Raw genomic sequence first — 16,156 nt, 5'->3', positions numbered from 1 at the left:
AGGTTAAAATCATGGCAGAAAATATGACAATTAAAGATGATTTTATCCACGCTTTTTCAAGTAATGCGAATGAACCGGATTGGTTTTTAGACATCCGTCGCAATGCTTTTAAAGCCTACGGGGAACTGGACTTGCCTTTTGTGGATAAAACAAAAATTACTCGCTGGAATTTCACAAAGTTTGAGACGTTTATACCTTTTAAAGAAGGCGTAACGAATGAAACTTTACCGGAAAAAGTAGCGAATTTAGTTGATTTAGATAATAAAGAAGCCAATTTTTACGTTCAAATGGATGAAAGACCTGCGAGACTTCAGTTGCAACAAGAACTAGTTGACCAAGGCGTTATTTTTACAGATATTATTTCGGCTGTGAAAAATCATCCTGAACTTGTGAAAAAATACTTCATGACAGATGCAGTTCAAGTGGATGAACATAAACTGACTGCTTTTCATGCGGCACTAGTGAACGGCGGGATTTTCCTTTACGTTCCTAAAAATGTTGAAGTGAAAGCGCCAATTCAAGCTGTTTTTGTACAAGAAAAAGCAGAATCTCCACTTGTTAACCATGTGTTGCTTGTGGCGGATGACAATAGCGCAGTCACTTATGTGGAAAACTACGTAACGGTAGATAACGCACCTAAAGGGATTGTTAGCATTGTTGAAGAAGTAATCGCTGAGAAAAATGCGCGTATTACTTTTGGTGGTGTAGACAATCTTGCAAGTGGCGTTACGACATATGTGAACCGTCGTGGACACATTGGAACAGACAGCCAAATTGAATGGGCACTTGGTCTGATGAATGATGGCGATACTATCAACGAGAACGTAACGAACCTAATGGGTGACGGATCTTCTGCTGATGTGAAAACTGTGACAGTTGGACGCGGGAAGCAAACGCAAAACGTGACAACTCGCGTGACACATTACGGAAAAGCTTCTAATGGTACAATTTTATCCCATGGTGTTATGAAAGAAAGAGCGACAACTATTTTCAACGGAATTGGTCACATTAAACATGGCGCTTCTAAGTCAGATGCACAACAAGAATCACGTGTACTTATGCTTAGTCCTGAAGCGCGCGGTGATGCGAACCCAATTTTATTAATTGATGAAAATGACGTAGTAGCAGGACATGCGGCTTCTGTTGGACGCGTTGATCCACTACAATTATTCTATTTGATGAGCCGTGGGATTTCTCAAAAGGAAGCAGAAAGATTAGTTATTCATGGCTTCTTGGATCCTGTTGTTCGTCAGTTACCAATCGAAAGTGTAAAAACGATGCTTCGTGAAGTAATCGAAGGGAAAGTGCGCTAAATGATTGATATCCAAAAAATTCGGGCGGATTTTCCAATTTTAGCTCAAGAAATAAATGAAAAACCGCTAGCTTATTTAGATAATGCTGCCACTTCACAAAAGCCAAAACAAGTTATTGAAGCTTTAACACATTACTATGAGTTTGATAATGCGAACGTTCACCGCGGTGTGCATACACTTGCAGCAAGAGCGACGGATGCTTATGAATCAGCTCGAGGTAAAGTAGCCAAGTTTATTCATGCGCGTGAAGTAGCAGAAATTATTTTCACAAGAGGTACTACTTCAGCGATTAATTTAGTTGTTGATAGTTACGCGGAAGCAAATATTGAAGCGGGCGATGAGATTGTTATTTCTTATCTAGAGCACCATTCTAATTTGATTCCATGGCAACAGCTAGCTAAACGCAAAGGCGCGGTTTTGAAATATATCGAACTAGAAGAAGATGGCACGATTTCTGTTGAACAAGCCAAAAAAACGATTGGCAAAAAAACGAAAATCGTTGCATTAGCTCATGTTTCTAATGTACTCGGAACTATCACGCCAATTAAAGAAATCGCAGCAATTGCTCATCAATTTGGAGCAGTCATTCTCGTTGATGGTGCGCAAGCTGTGCCTCATATGGAAGTAAATGTAGTAGATTTAGATGCTGACTTTTATGCTTTTTCAGGGCACAAAATGATGGCTCCTACTGGCATTGGCGCCTTGTATGGCAAACGTGAATTGCTTGATGCGATGGAACCTACCGAATTTGGCGGAGAAATGATTGATTTTGTTGAATTATACGATTCGACGTGGAAAGAACTGCCGTGGAAATTTGAAGCCGGAACACCGATTATTGGCGGAGCGATTGCGCTAGGTGCGGCGATTGATTACTTGGCAGAAGTCGGACTCGCAAATATTCACGCACATGAACAAGCATTAGCCAGCTACGCGATAGAAGAAATGAGCAAAATCGAAGGCATTACCATTTACGGACCAAAAGATGCGAGTAAACGTTGTGGCTTAGTGACTTTCAATTTAGAAGGCGCTCACCCACATGATATTGCGACTATTTTGGACGAAGACGGGATTGCGATTCGAGCTGGTCATCACTGTGCACAACCGTTGATGAAATGGCTAGATGTCTCTTCTACAGCTCGCGCAAGCTTTTATATTTATAATACAAAAGAAGAAATTGATGCGCTTATAGATGGCCTCAAGTTAACAAAGGAGTATTTTGGATTATGACAAGCCGGAAATTAGATCAGCTTTATAGACAAGTCATTATGGATCACTATAAAAATCCGCGCAATAATGGAGAGCTCCCAGATAGCGATGTAACAATCGACCTCAACAACCCAACATGCGGTGATCAAATTCATCTTCATTTAAAAATGGACGGTGATACAATCGTTGCGGCAAAATTCACTGGTAGCGGCTGTTCGATTTCGATGGCCTCTGCTTCGATGATGACGCAAAGCATTATTGGGAAAACCGAGAAAGAAGCATTAAAAATGTCCCGTGAATTTTCAGAAATGGTGCAAGGTCACGACCACGAAACGATTGATGAATACGGCGACGTTGAGGCACTTGCAGGGGTTGCGAAATTCCCAGCAAGAATCAAATGCGCAACCCTTTCTTGGAAAGCAATGGAGAGAGCGATTTTTGAAAAAGAAGGAACAAAATAAGTAGCGAAAAGGAGGATACGACATGACTGAAATTCCAGAAATTGGCGAATACCAATATGGATTCCATGACAAAGATACCTCTGTGTTCCGTACAGAACGCGGATTAACAGAAAAAGTAGTAAGAGAAATTTCGAATATTAAAGAAGAACCAGAATGGATGTTAGAATTCCGTTTGAAGTCTTTAGAGCAATTTTATAAAATGCCAATGCCGACTTGGGGTGGCGACCTGTCAGAACTTAAGTTTGAAGACATCACTTACTACGTGAAACCGTCTGAACAAACAGTGCGCTCTTGGGATGAAGTTCCTGAAGAAATTAAACGTACTTTTGATAAATTAGGTATTCCTGAAGCCGAACAAAAATATTTGGCTGGTGCATCTGCGCAGTATGAATCCGAAGTAGTTTATCACAATATGAAGCAAGACCTAGAAGATTTAGGGATTGTCTTCAAAGATACAGATTCCGCGTTAAAAGAAAACGAAGATATTTTCAAAGAATACTTCGCAAAAGTAATTCCACCAAGCGACAACAAATTCGCAGCATTAAACTCGGCTGTTTGGTCAGGTGGCTCATTCATCTACGTACCACCAGGTATCAAAGTAGATACGCCGCTTCAAGCCTATTTCCGCATTAACTCGGAAAACATGGGGCAATTTGAACGGACACTAATTATCGTCGACGAAAATGCCAGCGTAAACTACGTAGAAGGCTGTACTGCTCCCGTTTATACAACAAATTCCCTTCACTCAGCTGTGGTGGAAATCATTGTAAAACCAGGCGCTTACTGCCGTTACACAACCATCCAAAACTGGGCAAATAACGTTTATAACCTAGTAACAAAACGTACTTTCTGTGAAGAAAATGCGACAATGGAATGGATTGATGGTAACATTGGTTCGAAATTAACAATGAAATACCCAGCTGTACATTTACGTGGCGAAGGAGCGCGCGGAACGACCCTTTCTATCGCGATTGCCGGTAAAGGGCAACGTCAAGACGCGGGAGCGAAAATGATGCACTATGCGCCTAATACGTCCTCTACGATTGTATCGAAGTCGATTTCGAAACAAGGCGGAAACGTAACGTACCGCGGAATTGTTCATTTTGGCCGTAATGCAGACGGAGCACGTTCCAATATCGAATGTGATACGCTCATTATGGATAACCTGTCCACATCGGACACAATCCCGTACAACGAAATCCTAAACAGCAACATCTCATTAGAACACGAAGCCAAAGTTTCCAAAGTATCCGAGGAACAACTTTTCTACCTAATGAGCCGTGGTTTAAGCGAAGAAGAAGCGACAGAAATGATCGTTATGGGCTTCATTGAACCATTTACGAAAGAATTACCAATGGAATATGCCGTTGAGATGAACCGTTTGATTAAGTTTGAAATGGAAGGCTCGATTGGTTAATATAACAAAAAAATCCCCTTCAACTGCAGCTTTGTGGTTGAAGGGGGTTTTTATTTACATTTAATTTTAGCTGTTTTTTTTCGACTTAAAAAGCCAGCAATAAAATAAGATAGTATAAAAATAGATAATCCACCTATTAAAGATATACTTAATCCATCAAAAGGTTTCCTGCCAGTAAAGGCTGAACCGATTAATATCGTTCCGAAAAAAACTGAAGTCATTATAATAAGTCTTTTCATCTGTTTTCTCCTTTTTTTTAATTAAAGTATAAGACATAAAATATCCAAGGTAAAGCAACAACCAAATTAAAAGATTCTCCCTCCTTTTTGCGTTATAATAAACATAAATCAAAAACGATAGAGAGGGTGGCGGTTGATGATTACAATCGGGTTAACTGGATGGAGTGATCATGATTCTTTATTACAATCAAAAAAATTAACGTTGGCTGATTATGCGGCACATTTTCCTGTGGTAGAAGTCGATACGAGTTTTTATGCGATTCCTTCTCCGCGAACAACGGCAAACTGGGCGGCGCAAACTCCGGATGATTTTCGTTTTGTGATAAAGGCTTTTTCGGCGATGACAAAACATAAGGAATGGTCGCAGTATTTTGATAGCGAAAATGCGATGTATACGGCTTATATGGATATGATTGCGCCGATAAGTGAAACGGGAAAACTACAGGCAATTTTATATCAATTTCCACCGTATTTTAATTGTACGAAAGAAAATGTGACTTATTTAAGATATATCGCTTCGAAAATGGGTGATTTGCCTGTAGCAATTGAATTTCGTAATAACTCATGGTATAGCGAACAAAATACAGAAAAGACGTTAGATTTACTGCGCGAATTAGGTTTTATTCATACGGTTGTTGATGAACCACAAGTTGGATCTGGAAGTGTGCCAATTGTGCTTCGTGAGACAAATAGTGAGATGACGCTAGTAAGACTGCATGGTCGGAATCAGTATGGTTGGATGAAAGCGAGTAGTCCGGAATGGCGCGAGGTTCGCACGCTTTATCGTTATAATGAGGAAGAAATTAACGAGTGGACCAAATATGTGGAACATTTACAAAAATTGTCCAAAGAAGTTGTCGTGATATTTAATAATAACAGCGGCGGGGATGCAGCTGATAATGCGAAACATTTACAAAAGGCGCTCCAAGTTGAGTTTCAAGGTTTAGCTCCGATGCAAATGGATTTGTTTTCAGAATAAAAAAGATGGCGCGTGAGTAGCGCCATCTTTTTTATGCCTTAATTCCAATTAAAAAGCTAATAACTAAAATAATAAGTACAATCCCAGTTACGCCAACATATAAGTAATCTTTTTCCTTCAAAAAAGTAAACAATGATACAACGACACGAAGGACGGGCGTTAAAATCAAGCAAAACAGACCAAACATCATAATTGCGTATGGTTTAAGCGTCCCTAGCCCGCTGAAAATCGCCGTAAGCGAAGTCGGATAAGTTTCCCCAGGATAGCCACTTTCGCCGGTGATAAATAGCATAACGAGGCCAAAAACGATAATGATCGCACTAAGGACAACACCGATTCGTAGCAGTGCGCTAACAATTAGCTCCACGCGGTACATTTCTTCTTTTTTCTCTGCCATCTAAATCCACCCCAATCCTTCTAAAATCATTTGGAAGGCAACATATAAAATGACGGGAATAAAAATAATCCGAATAACTTTGCTTTTTAAACGTTGCATGATGCGCGTTCCAAGTGTTGCGCCGACAAGTACCCCAATCGCAACAGGAGCTGCAATCGCGGGCTGGATGTCACCTTGGAAAAGATACACAGTTGCACTGGCAGCCGCGGTTACACCCATCATTAAATTACTCGTTGCGCTACTTACTTTTAGCGGCATTTTCATAAAGACATCAAGTGCCATTACTTTAAATGCGCCACTACCGATTCCAAGTAAGCCACTAGCGATACCTGCGCCGTACATTACACCAAAACCAGCAGGAACATTTGCCACTTGGTAGTCAACTGTTTGCCGTAAAGATTTATCGTAATAAGAATCATGTAAGTTTAATTTTGTTGCGAGTGGGTCTGGTTTCACATTGGTAGGAAATTCTGAACCGACCTTTTTAATCATGTTGAAAGCAGAATATAGAAGTAAAAGTCCGAAGATGATGTAGAGGGCTGTAGCCGAGAGCAGTCCACTGACGAAAGCCCCGGTTATTGCACCGATTGTTGTGGCAATTTCGAGAAACATACCGACACGAAGATTGGTGATGCCGTCTTTGATATAAGCGATGGCAGAACCACTACTTGTTGCGATAACGGAAATAATACTCGCACCAATCGCATACTGAATATCAATCCCGAAAATAAGAGTCAAGGCAGGCGTCACGATAATTCCGCCACCAAGCCCAAGCAAAGAGCCAACAACCCCTGCAAAAACAGAGATTAGAAGAATTTCGACTGTTTGCGTAATATCCAAAAAAATCACTTCCCTTTAAAACAATATATCCTATCATAACATAAAATGAAGGTTGAACGATTCAAACGGTCCTACTGCGTGTAAAAAAAGCTATTTTGAGCTACAATAGTTATATGTGAGGAGTGAGGTGGATTGATGAAACATTTAACTTTATGGCATACAAATGATGTTCATAGTCACTTGGAGCATTGGCCTCGTATTTTTAATTTCTTAAAAGAGAAAAGAACAGCTGCAGATAAAGAAAATAAGGCGGCGCTCTTTTTTGATATTGGCGATTTTTTAGACCGGGTTCATCCGCTTACTGAAGGGACAAATGGACTTGCGAATACGGACTTACTTAATCAGCTTCCATATGACGCAGTAACTTTTGGCAATAATGAAGGAACGACTTTGGCACATGAAGACTTGGATAATTTATACGAGCACGCGGCTTTCCCGGTAGTTTGCTGTAATTTTTACACGGATAAAGAGTGCACCGAGCAGCCGGACTGGGTGAAATCGATTGTGTATAAAGAAATAGAACAAGTAAAAATTGCTATTATCGGTGCGACGGCGCCATTTAGAGAGTACTACGAAGAGATGGGCTGGGGAGTAGAAGAACCAATTAGCGCGATTAAGAAGCAAATTGCTGGCTTGGACGCGGACACAGCTGTAGTTATTTTACTGAGTCATCTCGGTTTGCCGACAGACGAAAGAATTGCTTTAGAATTACCAGAAATTGATATTATATTAGGTGGGCATACCCATCATTTACTTGAAAATGGAAAAATAGAAGGAAATGCATTACTGGCTGCTGCCGGAAGATGGGGCGAGCATGTAGGGAAAGTTACTATTGAGCTAGATGAAAATAATCAGATTATCTCTAAAAAAGCAGTAACTTTTGCAACCGAAAAACTTCCGATTCCTCCAAATGAAACGGCAGAAATTCAAGCTTTCTTTGATAAAGGACGAGATGAATTATCTGAAAAAGTAGTTGCGATTCCCGGGAAGTTAGCGCATAATTGGTTTGATGACTCGGAAATTGCGCACATTTTGAATGAGGCTGTTTGTGAATGGACTGGTTCGGAAACGTTTGTGATGAACGCGGGCATTTTTATGACGGATTTTGAAGCAGGGATTGTGACGGATTTTGATATTCACCAAATGTTACCGCACCCGTTAAATGCGATTGCTTTAACGATGTCTGGTGAGGAACTTGAAATACTTATTGACGGAATCTACCGAAAGAAAGCAGAACTGCAAGATATTCCGCTTCGAGGTTTTGGTTTCCGAGGCGAGTATTTTGGTACCGTTTTGATGGACAGAGCTAGTTTTGACTCGGAAAATCAAGTGGCACTTTTTGATAATAAACCGATTGATAAAACGCGGGAATACCGGATTGCGACGCATGATACGTTTGTATTCGCGCCATTTTTCCCGATAGTGAAGCAAATTAAACGAAAAGAAGTATATACACCAGAATTACTCCGAGATATTTTAAAATGGAAACTCAAAAAAATGTACGGACAGGAGGAAGACACGTGACGATTACGATTCAAGATTTAAACTACGAAATTATCACCAATTATCGCGATGCTTTTGACGAGGAAAAATTGAATGAACGATTTAGCGATATTCTTGGGCGATATGATTATATAGTAGGCGACTGGGGTTACGATCAACTTAGACTGAAAGGTTTCTTTGAAGACGACAACCGTAAAGCCGCATACGACAACAAGATTAGCACGTTAAAAGAATATATTTACGAATACTGCAACTTTGGCTGTGCTTATTTTGTTATTAAAAAAGTAAAATAGTAAATGAGGTAATTTGGAATTGAAGAATTATAAAGCGTATTTAATTGATTTAGACGGCACAATGTATCGCGGAGCAGAAGTTATTCCCGAGGCAATCATTTTTATCGAAAATTTAAAACGTGCGGGAATTCCGTATTTATTTGTAACTAATAATTCTACAAAGACACCAGATCAAGTAGCCGAACATTTAACTGGCATGGGCATTCAAGCGGAAGCGAATGATGTTTTTACAACTTCGCAAGCAACTGTGCAATTTATGCTTGAACAAAAACGTGAGAAATCGGTTTATGTTATCGGTGAACGTGGAATAAAACAAGAACTAACTGATAATGGATTTGAAATAACTTCTAGTAACCCAGCTTTTGTTGTTGTTGGACTTGACCGAGAAGTAGATTACGAAAAATTTGCTAAGGCAGCTCTTGCGGTTCGAGGTGGCGCAATGTTTATCTCCACAAATGGCGATGCGGCAATCCCAACTGAACGCGGTTTGCTTCCGGGAAATGGTTCGATTACATCGGTTGTTTCTGTCGCGACAGAAACGATGCCTGTTTTTATCGGAAAACCGGAATCAATTATTATGGAGCAAGCACTCGCAAAACTCGGTGTTCAAAAAGACGAAGCAATTATGGTTGGCGATAACTACGAAACAGATATTATGGCGGGAATCAACTACGGTATGGATACTTTAATCGTTCATACTGGTTTCACTTCAAAAGAGGCACTAACAACCAAAGAGATTCAGCCAACATATGCTGTAACGAAGCTAACTGATTGGAAATTTAACTAGAAGAGCGGATTTTTTCTGCTCTTTTTTTAATAATTAGGAGGTTAGAAAAATGGTCTCAATACAAAAGCTAACGAAAGATAATTTTCATGAAACGGCTAAATTACAAGTCCATCCTCACCAGAAAACATTTGTAGCAGAAAATTGGTACTCGATTATCGAAGCAAGTTTTGAAGAAACGTATCATTCTATTGTCATTTATGCTGACAATATGCCAGTTGGATATGCAATGTACGGAATGGATACGGATGACGGCGAATTTTGGCTAGTACGTTTTATGACTGGAAAAGAGCACCAAGGTAAAGGCTACGGCGGGGATGCTTTGGAGCAAATCATCGAAATGGTGAAAAATTTGCCAGAAAAACCTGCAAGACTACGCTTGTCTTACGAACCAGATAACCATGTGGCAGAGAAATTTTATGCGAAATATGGGTTTGAGAAAACGGGCGAAATTATCGATGGTGAGGCAGTTGCTGACTTGTGGTTTAAACGATGAAAAAGGGTATAGAATGGGGATAAGGAGGACTGGGAATGGACGTATTTAATGATTTTTTTGTCGTATTTTTAATTGCAGCGACTGCTTTTTTTGTAGCGAGTGAATTTGCCATTGTTGCAATTCGAAAACCTACTGTCCTACAACTACTTGCCTCAGATAACCCACGAGCGAAATACGTTAAAAAAGTAACTTCCAATATGAATGATTATTTGGCTGCTTGTCAGCTAGGAAACACACTCGCAGCACTTGCGATGGGGTGGGTCGGTGAAGCAACAATGCGCGGTTGGCTAGAACCACTTTTTTTAATGCTGCCACTACCCGAATCACTGGAAAAACCGATTTCGATTTTTGTATCGTTCATTTTAATTACCTTTTTAAATGTGGTACTTGGGGAACTAGCCCCGAAAACATTCACCATTCAAAGTACCGAAAAAGTAGCATTATTCATCGCGCGCCCGCTAGTTTATTGGTATCGCCTAACTTTTCCGCTCAATTGGCTTTTAAATAACTCGGCAAATTTAATTACGCGGATGTTCGGTGTGAAACGTACTGATGATGCGGATCAAATGACACCGACTGAGCTCAAAATTATTTTTGAAGATAGCTACCGGCAAGGTCTTTTAAATCCACAAGAATTTCGTTATATGAAAAATATTTTCAAGCTTGGGGATGTGCCGGCAAAAGAAGTCATGATTCCGCGGATGTCGATGATTGCCATTGACCAAACAGCGACAGTGCGAGATTTGCTTAAACTAACTTCCGAGCATACATATCATATTTTTCCAGTAACAGAAGATGAAGACAAAGATCATATTATTGGCATGTTACGTGTCAGTGCAGTCATGGCCGGTCTTGGAAAAGATGAAGCCATTGTAGAACAATCAATCAAACCCTTTATATCGCCAGTTTTAGAAGTGTTTGAAGGGATGGTTTTAGAAGAATTACTCGTAAAAATGCAACAAGAAAGCGAACCATTTGTCGTTTTAACAGACGAATATGGCGGGACTTCAGGTATTGTGACTCTTGAAGATGTCATGGAAGTGATTGTCGGCGATATGGAAGAAGCAAAAGGACCTAAAGGAATACGTAAGGTGGCATTAAATCATTTCATTATAGAGGGATCTGAGCCGCTTTTGGAAGTAGAGGAAGCAATTGGCGTTCCGATTGAAAGTCCGGGTGTCCATACGCTATCAGGTTGGATGCTGCTCGAACGCTTTGACTTAGAAACAGGGGACGAGATTGAACATGAAGGTTATCGGTTTATCGTTCGTTCGATGAATAAAAACTCAATCAGGCAAGTGGAAGTAAAACGTGGCAAAGAAAAACCAGTAAAAACGGAGGAATGACCTCTAGTTTTACTGGTTTTTGTTTAATTAACAATATCATCATGGTAACTATGGGCAAGACGACTTGCTGCAGCCGCTGCGATAGCTCCCACAATATCATCCAGAAACGTGTGAACAGCAATGCCATCATGTTCGTTTAGTTTTGCCAAAATACCAGGTTTTACTTTATCGATATAACCATAATTTGTAAAACCAATCGAACCATATACGTTAACAATAGAAAGTGCTAATATCTCATCTACGCCATAAAGCCCCTCATCAGCGCTAATAATGTTTTGTAGCGGTTGGACGAGTTCACCTTTTTCGGCCATGACATCAAGCTGGATGCCCGTTAAAACAGCATTTTGAACTTCGCGTTTACGAAGCACGTGCTCTACATTTTGACGGCATATTTCTAATTCTAATCCGGGATGATACTTTTGTTGTAAAAATAATACCAATTCTGCGATGTCATCTATTTCTACGCCACGTTCAATCAGCCAACTCCGAGCTTTAGCTTCTAGGGCGCTTTGTTTTTCTACCATTGTCCTTACCTCCTTCTAACTGTATGTATATTGTATGATAGACGTTTACAGGATTTCTAAACATATTTATACAAAAATAGCGACCGCTTATTTTGGTCGCTAAAATAGTAGTTCTTAAAATACTTGAACGACTTCTTTAAATCCGATAATTTTCTCTGCTAAAGTCAATTCGATTCCCATTTTTAAAGTCATATCAGAACTTGGACAAGTTTCGCATGCACCAAGTAATTTGATTTTTACAATGCCGTCTGGGGTCACTTCCACAAGCTCATAGTCCCCGCCATCACGAACTAAAAACGGTCGGAACTTTTTTAAAGCTTTATCAACTTCGGCATAACTAATTTCTTCCATAGGATATAGTTCTCCTTTCGCGAGGCACTATCATATTCTCTATTATAACAGGATACGGAAAAAATTAAAGAAATTAAATTGGATTTTTCCAAGGTGGAAAGTAGTGTACTTTGGAGTAATTTCCAAATAAAAACTCTCTTATCAGCTGGATAAGAGAGTTTTAGTTGTTTGTTTTAGCTGTTTTTCTTAGAAATTGAGTAAATTCCTAAGAGAACGAAACATGTACCAATTAATCCGAACAATATACTTTCTTGTTGATTATCGCCGGTTTTCGGTAATTTTGTTTGTTTTTTGATTGTGGTTGGTTTGCTTGCTTTTGGTTTGTTTTCATTGATTTTAATAGTTGTTTTGTCTTTATCTGGTTGTGTATTACTTGGTGTTTTATCTTCTTTTTTAGGATCATCTTCTTGTTTAGCATATACAAAGGTGACTGTTTGAGCATCTGTTGTAAATACACCTGTGGCATTGGCTGGTGTAACTGTTAACTTCCAACCGCTCAAGTTTTTAGCTGTTGCCGCGTAAGAAGTATCTAGCTTACCGTTCAGTGTGTCAGGAGTAGCGAGTTCGTTGCCATCACCATCGACGTATTTAACAGTGACGGGAGCGCCATCTGCTTTTTCGTAAACGTAAGTGACAGTTTGGTTAGTGTCTGTGAATACTCCTGTAGCGTTGGCTGGAGTAGTTTTAACTGTCCAACCTGTGATGCTTTTGGCTGTCGATTGGTAAGGAGCGTCAATTTTGCCGTTCAGTGTGTCTGGAGTAGCAAGTTCATTGCCATCGCCATCGACGTACTTAACGGTAACAGGAGCGCCATCTACTCTTTCGTAAACATAAGTGACAGTTTGGTTAGTGTCTGTGAATACTCCTGTAGCGTTGGCAGGCGTAGTTTTAACTGCCCAACCAGAAAGACTTTTGGCTGTCGATTGGTAAGGAGCATCGATTTTGCCGTTCAGCGTGTCAGGAGTAGCTAATTCGTTGCCGTCTTCATCGACGTATTTAACGGTAACGGGAGCGCCGCTTGCTTTTTCGTAAATATAAGTGACAGTTTGGTTAGCGTTTGTGAATACGCCATTAGCGTTTGCAGGTGTAGTTTTAACTGCCCAGCCTGTGATGCTTTTGGCTGTAGATTGATAAGGTGCGTCAATTTTGCCGTTCAGTGTGTCGGAAGTAGCAAGCTCGTTGCCGTCTTCATCGACATATTTAACGGTAACAGGAGAGCCGTCTGCTTTTTCGTAAACATAAGTGACAGTTTGGTTAGCATTTGTAAATACGCCATTAGCGTTGGCAGGTGTAGTTTTAACTGCCCAGCCTGTGATGCTTTTGGCTGTTGATTGATAAGGAGCGTCGAGTTTGCCGTTCAGTGTGTCGGAAGTAGCAAGTTCGTTGCCATCACCATCGACATATTTAACGGTAACGGGAGCGCCGTCTGCTTTTTCATAAACATAAGTGACAGTTTGGTTAGCATTTGTAAATACGCCATTAGCATTGGCAGGAGTGGTTTTAACTGCCCAGCCTGTGATGCTTTTGGCTGTTGATTGATAAGGAGCGTCGATTTTGCCATTCAGTGTGTCGGAAGTAGCAAGTTCGTTGCCATCACCATCAACGTATTTAACGGTAACAGGAGCGCCATCTGCTTTTTCGTAAACATAAGTGACTGTTGTATCACTGTCGCCAAATTGTCCGGAAGCTTGGCCTTCGATTTCTTTTAGTTTGTAGTTAGTAATTGTTTTTTCTGTTGTTTGGTAATTTTCTCCGGATTTACCAGAAATTGTTTCACTTGGAGCTAATTCAACGCCATTTTCATCTTTATAAAATACGTTTACAGCTGAATTGGTTTTTTCAGATACCTTTATTGGTTGTGATACTTTAATGGAGTAACTAAGTGGTACTCCTTTAGCAGAAGTAGCTGTGAATGTCGCGTTGTAAGTCACAGTCTTAGTTCCAATTGGTAAGTTTGAGAAAGAGACTGTTTTATTATCAGCCGATACTGTTCCAGCGTCAGAAATGCTAGAAACTGGCATTTTTTCTCCATCAATATCTAAAGTAGGGTTGTTTGAAATAGCTGTTGCCCCTTCTTTAATATTAATAGTTGGAAGTGTGATAGTTTGGTTGTTAACTTGTAAACCTTTATAATCACCAACGACTGCCATGCCTTCAAAAAAGTCTTTTAACTTACTTAAGTCAGTAATGCTATTATTATCAGCGTAAGCAATAGATAATCCTCTAAGTGTATTTAAAGAATCAATGGAAGTTAGGTTGTTATTGTTTAAATAAAGGACTTTAAGTTTTTTCATCGTAGCAATTGGAGCTACATTAGTGAACTTGTTGTAACTTAGATTTAAGTGTGTAATATGATCATCTGCAGTTAATGCTGCTAAATCAGAAATATTATTCCAAGTTACATCTAAAGTTTCGAGTGATTTAAGGTTTGCAAATTTTGTAAATTCTTCATTATCGATTTGGTGATATGCTGGATCTAACCAAGCATACGAATTATAAGAAAATGATTTTAAGTTTTCTTTTTCAAGTAAGGGAGTGAAATCAGTAATATAATCCCCGCCTAGTTCTACTTCTTCGAGCGCTGGCATTTCGCCAAGAGCTTTAATATCATTTAATCCAGTAGTAATACCAACGATTTTTTTCAGCTTAGGTAAATTCTTAATCTGATTTAAATTAGTGATTTCTGTTTGGTTTGAAAAATATAGTTTGGTCATATTGACCGCTTTTTCGAGTCCAGTTAAATCTCTAACTAATCCAGTGACAGCATATCCAGATGAACCGAACATATAGGAAATATCCGCTGTACTAATCGTCTCAAGGTGTGCTTCAGTCAATTCGTCTAATAACGGATTACCTACGATGGTTTTAAGACCTTCTTTTAAATACGGATCTGGGATATTTACTACATCAGTTGATGCTCCCCGTACATTACTAAAAGGTAAAAATACGGTTGTGATTAAAAATAAAGCTAATATTATTTTGATTGCTTTTTGCATATGTCTAATTTCCTCCTTGTTTTTTGGAATGTATTCGTAATTAGTTATTCGTTAAAACTGACTATTTCAGCAACAAAATTAGTCGAGAATCTAGTGGTTTCAATCGAATACACTTCAAAGCAAAGTTATAATACCATGAGGGCTCTTCATAAATCATGGGTTTTCTAAAAGAAATTTATTGAAAGTAGAGTGAGCTTCATTAATTGGACATATTTGTTTTTTAGGGCGGGGATGTAGGTGGGAGAAAGGGTTTCGCTTGTTGGTTGGTGTGGGAGGAGGGTTTTTGGATATATATAACATATAAATTAGTTGTTAGGTTTTAAATTTTTCTAAAAATATTGAATGGTTAGTTTTTTATTGGGGGGTGATTTGGTTTGCTTTGAATGGTGGAATGGGATGGGGGGGGCAGGTTGATGGTGGATAGATTTTGATGGGTGGGGCTTTTTGTGTGGAGGGCGCACTTTACTGGAAGGATTACATGCTTGCTTTGCTCGTATGCATATTTGGCCGTAATTCGCTTTGCTTCGAACGGGCCGAATGGGATGGAGGGTTTTAGATTGATGGTGGATGGATTTTGATGGGAGGGAAGTTTTTGTGTGGAGGGCGCACTTTACTGGAAGGATTACATGCTCGCTTTGCTCGCATGCATATTTGGCTCGTAACTCGCTTTGCTTCGAACGATCCAAACAAAAACACGTTCCTAAGGCTCAGAAAGGAACGTGCTCTTTCAACTGGTAAGGTTGAAAGACAATTGGGTTGCGCGCCCAATTGTTAAAGGGAGTGTTACTTATATGTTGACCGTGAAATCACGGGTACAACCTGGAGATGGTTTATCATGCTAATACACTACTGCTTTAAAGATTTGCAATGTATTGGAAATATTATAATATATCTAGAAATTTGTGTCAATTCATATCTTTATAAAAATTCATAAAGTTTAATAGTTATGCTAAATGAGACAGCTTAGTCGCTTTTTGGGGTAGGTTTTTGTACAATGATAGTGAGGTGAAG

The 16,156-nt window shown here is 39.6% G+C and carries 17 protein-coding genes; 11 read left to right on the top strand and 6 right to left on the bottom strand.

Annotated features, from left to right (window positions below; genetic code table 11):
- Positions 1-11: 11 nt before the first annotated feature.
- The 4 genes from sufD to sufB are packed head-to-tail and all read left to right on the top strand — an operon-like array spanning position 12 to position 4,397.
- Positions 12-1,313, top strand: coding sequence for a Fe-S cluster assembly protein SufD (gene sufD / locus AC4PG0_RS12780; protein WP_492167758.1), 1,302 nt, complete (start codon positions 12-14; stop codon positions 1,311-1,313).
- Positions 1,314-2,540: a cysteine desulfurase gene (locus AC4PG0_RS12775; protein ID WP_492167757.1), complete on the top strand. Its 1,227-nt coding sequence runs from the start codon at positions 1,314-1,316 to the stop codon at positions 2,538-2,540.
- Positions 2,537-2,980: a Fe-S cluster assembly sulfur transfer protein SufU gene (sufU, locus tag AC4PG0_RS12770; RefSeq protein ID WP_003763799.1), complete on the top strand. Its 444-nt coding sequence runs from the start codon at positions 2,537-2,539 to the stop codon at positions 2,978-2,980. The genes AC4PG0_RS12775 and sufU overlap by 4 nt, the downstream gene beginning before the upstream one ends.
- Before the next feature lie 22 nt (positions 2,981-3,002).
- On the top strand, positions 3,003-4,397 hold the full coding sequence (gene sufB, locus AC4PG0_RS12765; RefSeq protein ID WP_003722438.1) for a Fe-S cluster assembly protein SufB: 1,395 nt from the start codon (positions 3,003-3,005) through the stop codon (positions 4,395-4,397).
- Positions 4,398-4,447: 50 nt separating this feature from the next.
- Here sufB and AC4PG0_RS12760 read toward each other — a convergent pair whose 3' ends face one another.
- Positions 4,448-4,636 carry a peptide ABC transporter permease gene (locus AC4PG0_RS12760; RefSeq protein ID WP_194318591.1) on the bottom strand — a complete coding sequence of 63 codons (189 nt, stop codon included), beginning with the start codon at positions 4,634-4,636 and terminating at the stop codon, positions 4,448-4,450.
- Positions 4,637-4,772: 136 nt separating this feature from the next.
- Here AC4PG0_RS12760 and AC4PG0_RS12755 point away from each other — a divergent pair, with 136 nt between their 5' ends.
- The gene (locus tag AC4PG0_RS12755; protein WP_070752519.1) at positions 4,773-5,615 is read left to right on the top strand and encodes a DUF72 domain-containing protein; all 843 of its coding nucleotides are present in this window, start codon (positions 4,773-4,775) and stop codon (positions 5,613-5,615) included.
- Positions 5,616-5,646: 31 nt separating this feature from the next.
- Here the strand turns inward: AC4PG0_RS12755 and AC4PG0_RS12750 are convergent, their stop codons facing one another.
- Together AC4PG0_RS12750 and AC4PG0_RS12745 are read right to left on the bottom strand one after the other, a co-directional pair.
- The gene (locus AC4PG0_RS12750) at positions 5,647-6,012 is read right to left on the bottom strand and encodes a DUF1634 domain-containing protein (protein WP_003763796.1); all 366 of its coding nucleotides are present in this window, start codon (positions 6,010-6,012) and stop codon (positions 5,647-5,649) included.
- On the bottom strand, positions 6,013-6,852 hold the full coding sequence (locus AC4PG0_RS12745) for a sulfite exporter TauE/SafE family protein (RefSeq protein WP_003722428.1): 840 nt from the start codon (positions 6,850-6,852) through the stop codon (positions 6,013-6,015).
- Between the two features lie 132 nt (positions 6,853-6,984).
- Here AC4PG0_RS12745 and AC4PG0_RS12740 point away from each other — a divergent pair, with 132 nt between their 5' ends.
- Genes AC4PG0_RS12740 through AC4PG0_RS12720 form a run of 5 tightly spaced genes read left to right on the top strand, consistent with a single transcriptional unit; the run spans position 6,985 to position 11,274 of the window.
- Entirely contained in the window at positions 6,985-8,376 is a 1,392-nt protein-coding gene (locus AC4PG0_RS12740) for a bifunctional metallophosphatase/5'-nucleotidase (protein WP_492167756.1), read from the top strand.
- A complete protein-coding gene (locus tag AC4PG0_RS12735; protein WP_003722426.1) occupies positions 8,373-8,648 on the top strand; it encodes a YutD family protein in 276 nt (91 codons plus the stop codon). The genes AC4PG0_RS12740 and AC4PG0_RS12735 overlap by 4 nt, the downstream gene beginning before the upstream one ends.
- 19 nt (positions 8,649-8,667) lie before the next feature.
- A complete protein-coding gene (locus AC4PG0_RS12730; RefSeq protein ID WP_160464758.1) occupies positions 8,668-9,435 on the top strand; it encodes a TIGR01457 family HAD-type hydrolase in 768 nt (255 codons plus the stop codon).
- A gap of 49 nt (positions 9,436-9,484) precedes the next feature.
- The gene (locus tag AC4PG0_RS12725; protein ID WP_003763788.1) at positions 9,485-9,928 is read left to right on the top strand and encodes a GNAT family N-acetyltransferase; all 444 of its coding nucleotides are present in this window, start codon (positions 9,485-9,487) and stop codon (positions 9,926-9,928) included.
- A 35-nt stretch (positions 9,929-9,963) separates the two neighbouring features.
- Complete coding sequence (locus AC4PG0_RS12720; RefSeq protein WP_003769115.1) at positions 9,964-11,274, top strand: hemolysin family protein; 1,311 nt, start codon at positions 9,964-9,966, stop codon at positions 11,272-11,274.
- 23 nt (positions 11,275-11,297) lie between these two features.
- Here the strand turns inward: AC4PG0_RS12720 and AC4PG0_RS12715 are convergent, their stop codons facing one another.
- From AC4PG0_RS12715 to AC4PG0_RS12705, 3 genes are all read right to left on the bottom strand, one after another.
- On the bottom strand, positions 11,298-11,798 hold the full coding sequence (locus AC4PG0_RS12715; RefSeq protein ID WP_003769113.1) for a phosphatidylglycerophosphatase A family protein: 501 nt from the start codon (positions 11,796-11,798) through the stop codon (positions 11,298-11,300).
- 114 nt (positions 11,799-11,912) lie between these two features.
- Positions 11,913-12,149 carry a NifU family protein gene (locus tag AC4PG0_RS12710; RefSeq protein ID WP_003763779.1) on the bottom strand — a complete coding sequence of 79 codons (237 nt, stop codon included), beginning with the start codon at positions 12,147-12,149 and terminating at the stop codon, positions 11,913-11,915.
- 173 nt (positions 12,150-12,322) lie between these two features.
- Complete coding sequence (locus AC4PG0_RS12705) at positions 12,323-15,145, bottom strand: MucBP domain-containing protein (RefSeq protein ID WP_492167755.1); 2,823 nt, start codon at positions 15,143-15,145, stop codon at positions 12,323-12,325.
- 592 nt (positions 15,146-15,737) lie between these two features.
- Between AC4PG0_RS12705 and AC4PG0_RS12700 the strand changes: the two genes are divergently transcribed.
- The gene (locus AC4PG0_RS12700) at positions 15,738-15,920 is read left to right on the top strand and encodes a hypothetical protein (RefSeq protein WP_077904849.1); all 183 of its coding nucleotides are present in this window, start codon (positions 15,738-15,740) and stop codon (positions 15,918-15,920) included.
- Positions 15,921-16,156: the final 236 nt, after the last annotated feature.

This window comes from Listeria sp. MAN/IMW/UF464 (genome assembly GCF_058683955.1).
This window is presented reverse-complemented; position numbering and strand designations above follow the sequence as displayed.

Excerpts from the sequence above, each read along its gene's own strand:
- AC4PG0_RS12720 (WP_003769115.1), top strand. The coding sequence starts at position 9,964 with ATGGACGTATTTAATGATTTTTTTGTCGTATTTTTAATTGCAGCGACT.
- AC4PG0_RS12710 (WP_003763779.1), bottom strand. The coding sequence starts at position 12,149 with ATGGAAGAAATTAGTTATGCCGAAGTTGATAAAGCTTTAAAAAAGTTC.
- sufB (WP_003722438.1), top strand. The coding sequence starts at position 3,003 with ATGACTGAAATTCCAGAAATTGGCGAATACCAATATGGATTCCATGAC.
- AC4PG0_RS12755 (WP_070752519.1), top strand. The coding sequence starts at position 4,773 with ATGATTACAATCGGGTTAACTGGATGGAGTGATCATGATTCTTTATTA.
- sufU (WP_003763799.1), top strand. The coding sequence starts at position 2,537 with ATGACAAGCCGGAAATTAGATCAGCTTTATAGACAAGTCATTATGGAT.
- AC4PG0_RS12705 (WP_492167755.1), bottom strand. The coding sequence starts at position 15,145 with ATGCAAAAAGCAATCAAAATAATATTAGCTTTATTTTTAATCACAACC.
- AC4PG0_RS12750 (WP_003763796.1), bottom strand. The coding sequence starts at position 6,012 with ATGGCAGAGAAAAAAGAAGAAATGTACCGCGTGGAGCTAATTGTTAGC.
- AC4PG0_RS12760 (WP_194318591.1), bottom strand. The coding sequence starts at position 4,636 with ATGAAAAGACTTATTATAATGACTTCAGTTTTTTTCGGAACGATATTA.
- AC4PG0_RS12715 (WP_003769113.1), bottom strand. The coding sequence starts at position 11,798 with ATGGTAGAAAAACAAAGCGCCCTAGAAGCTAAAGCTCGGAGTTGGCTG.
- AC4PG0_RS12725 (WP_003763788.1), top strand. The coding sequence starts at position 9,485 with ATGGTCTCAATACAAAAGCTAACGAAAGATAATTTTCATGAAACGGCT.
- sufD (WP_492167758.1), top strand. The coding sequence starts at position 12 with ATGGCAGAAAATATGACAATTAAAGATGATTTTATCCACGCTTTTTCA.
- AC4PG0_RS12775 (WP_492167757.1), top strand. The coding sequence starts at position 1,314 with ATGATTGATATCCAAAAAATTCGGGCGGATTTTCCAATTTTAGCTCAA.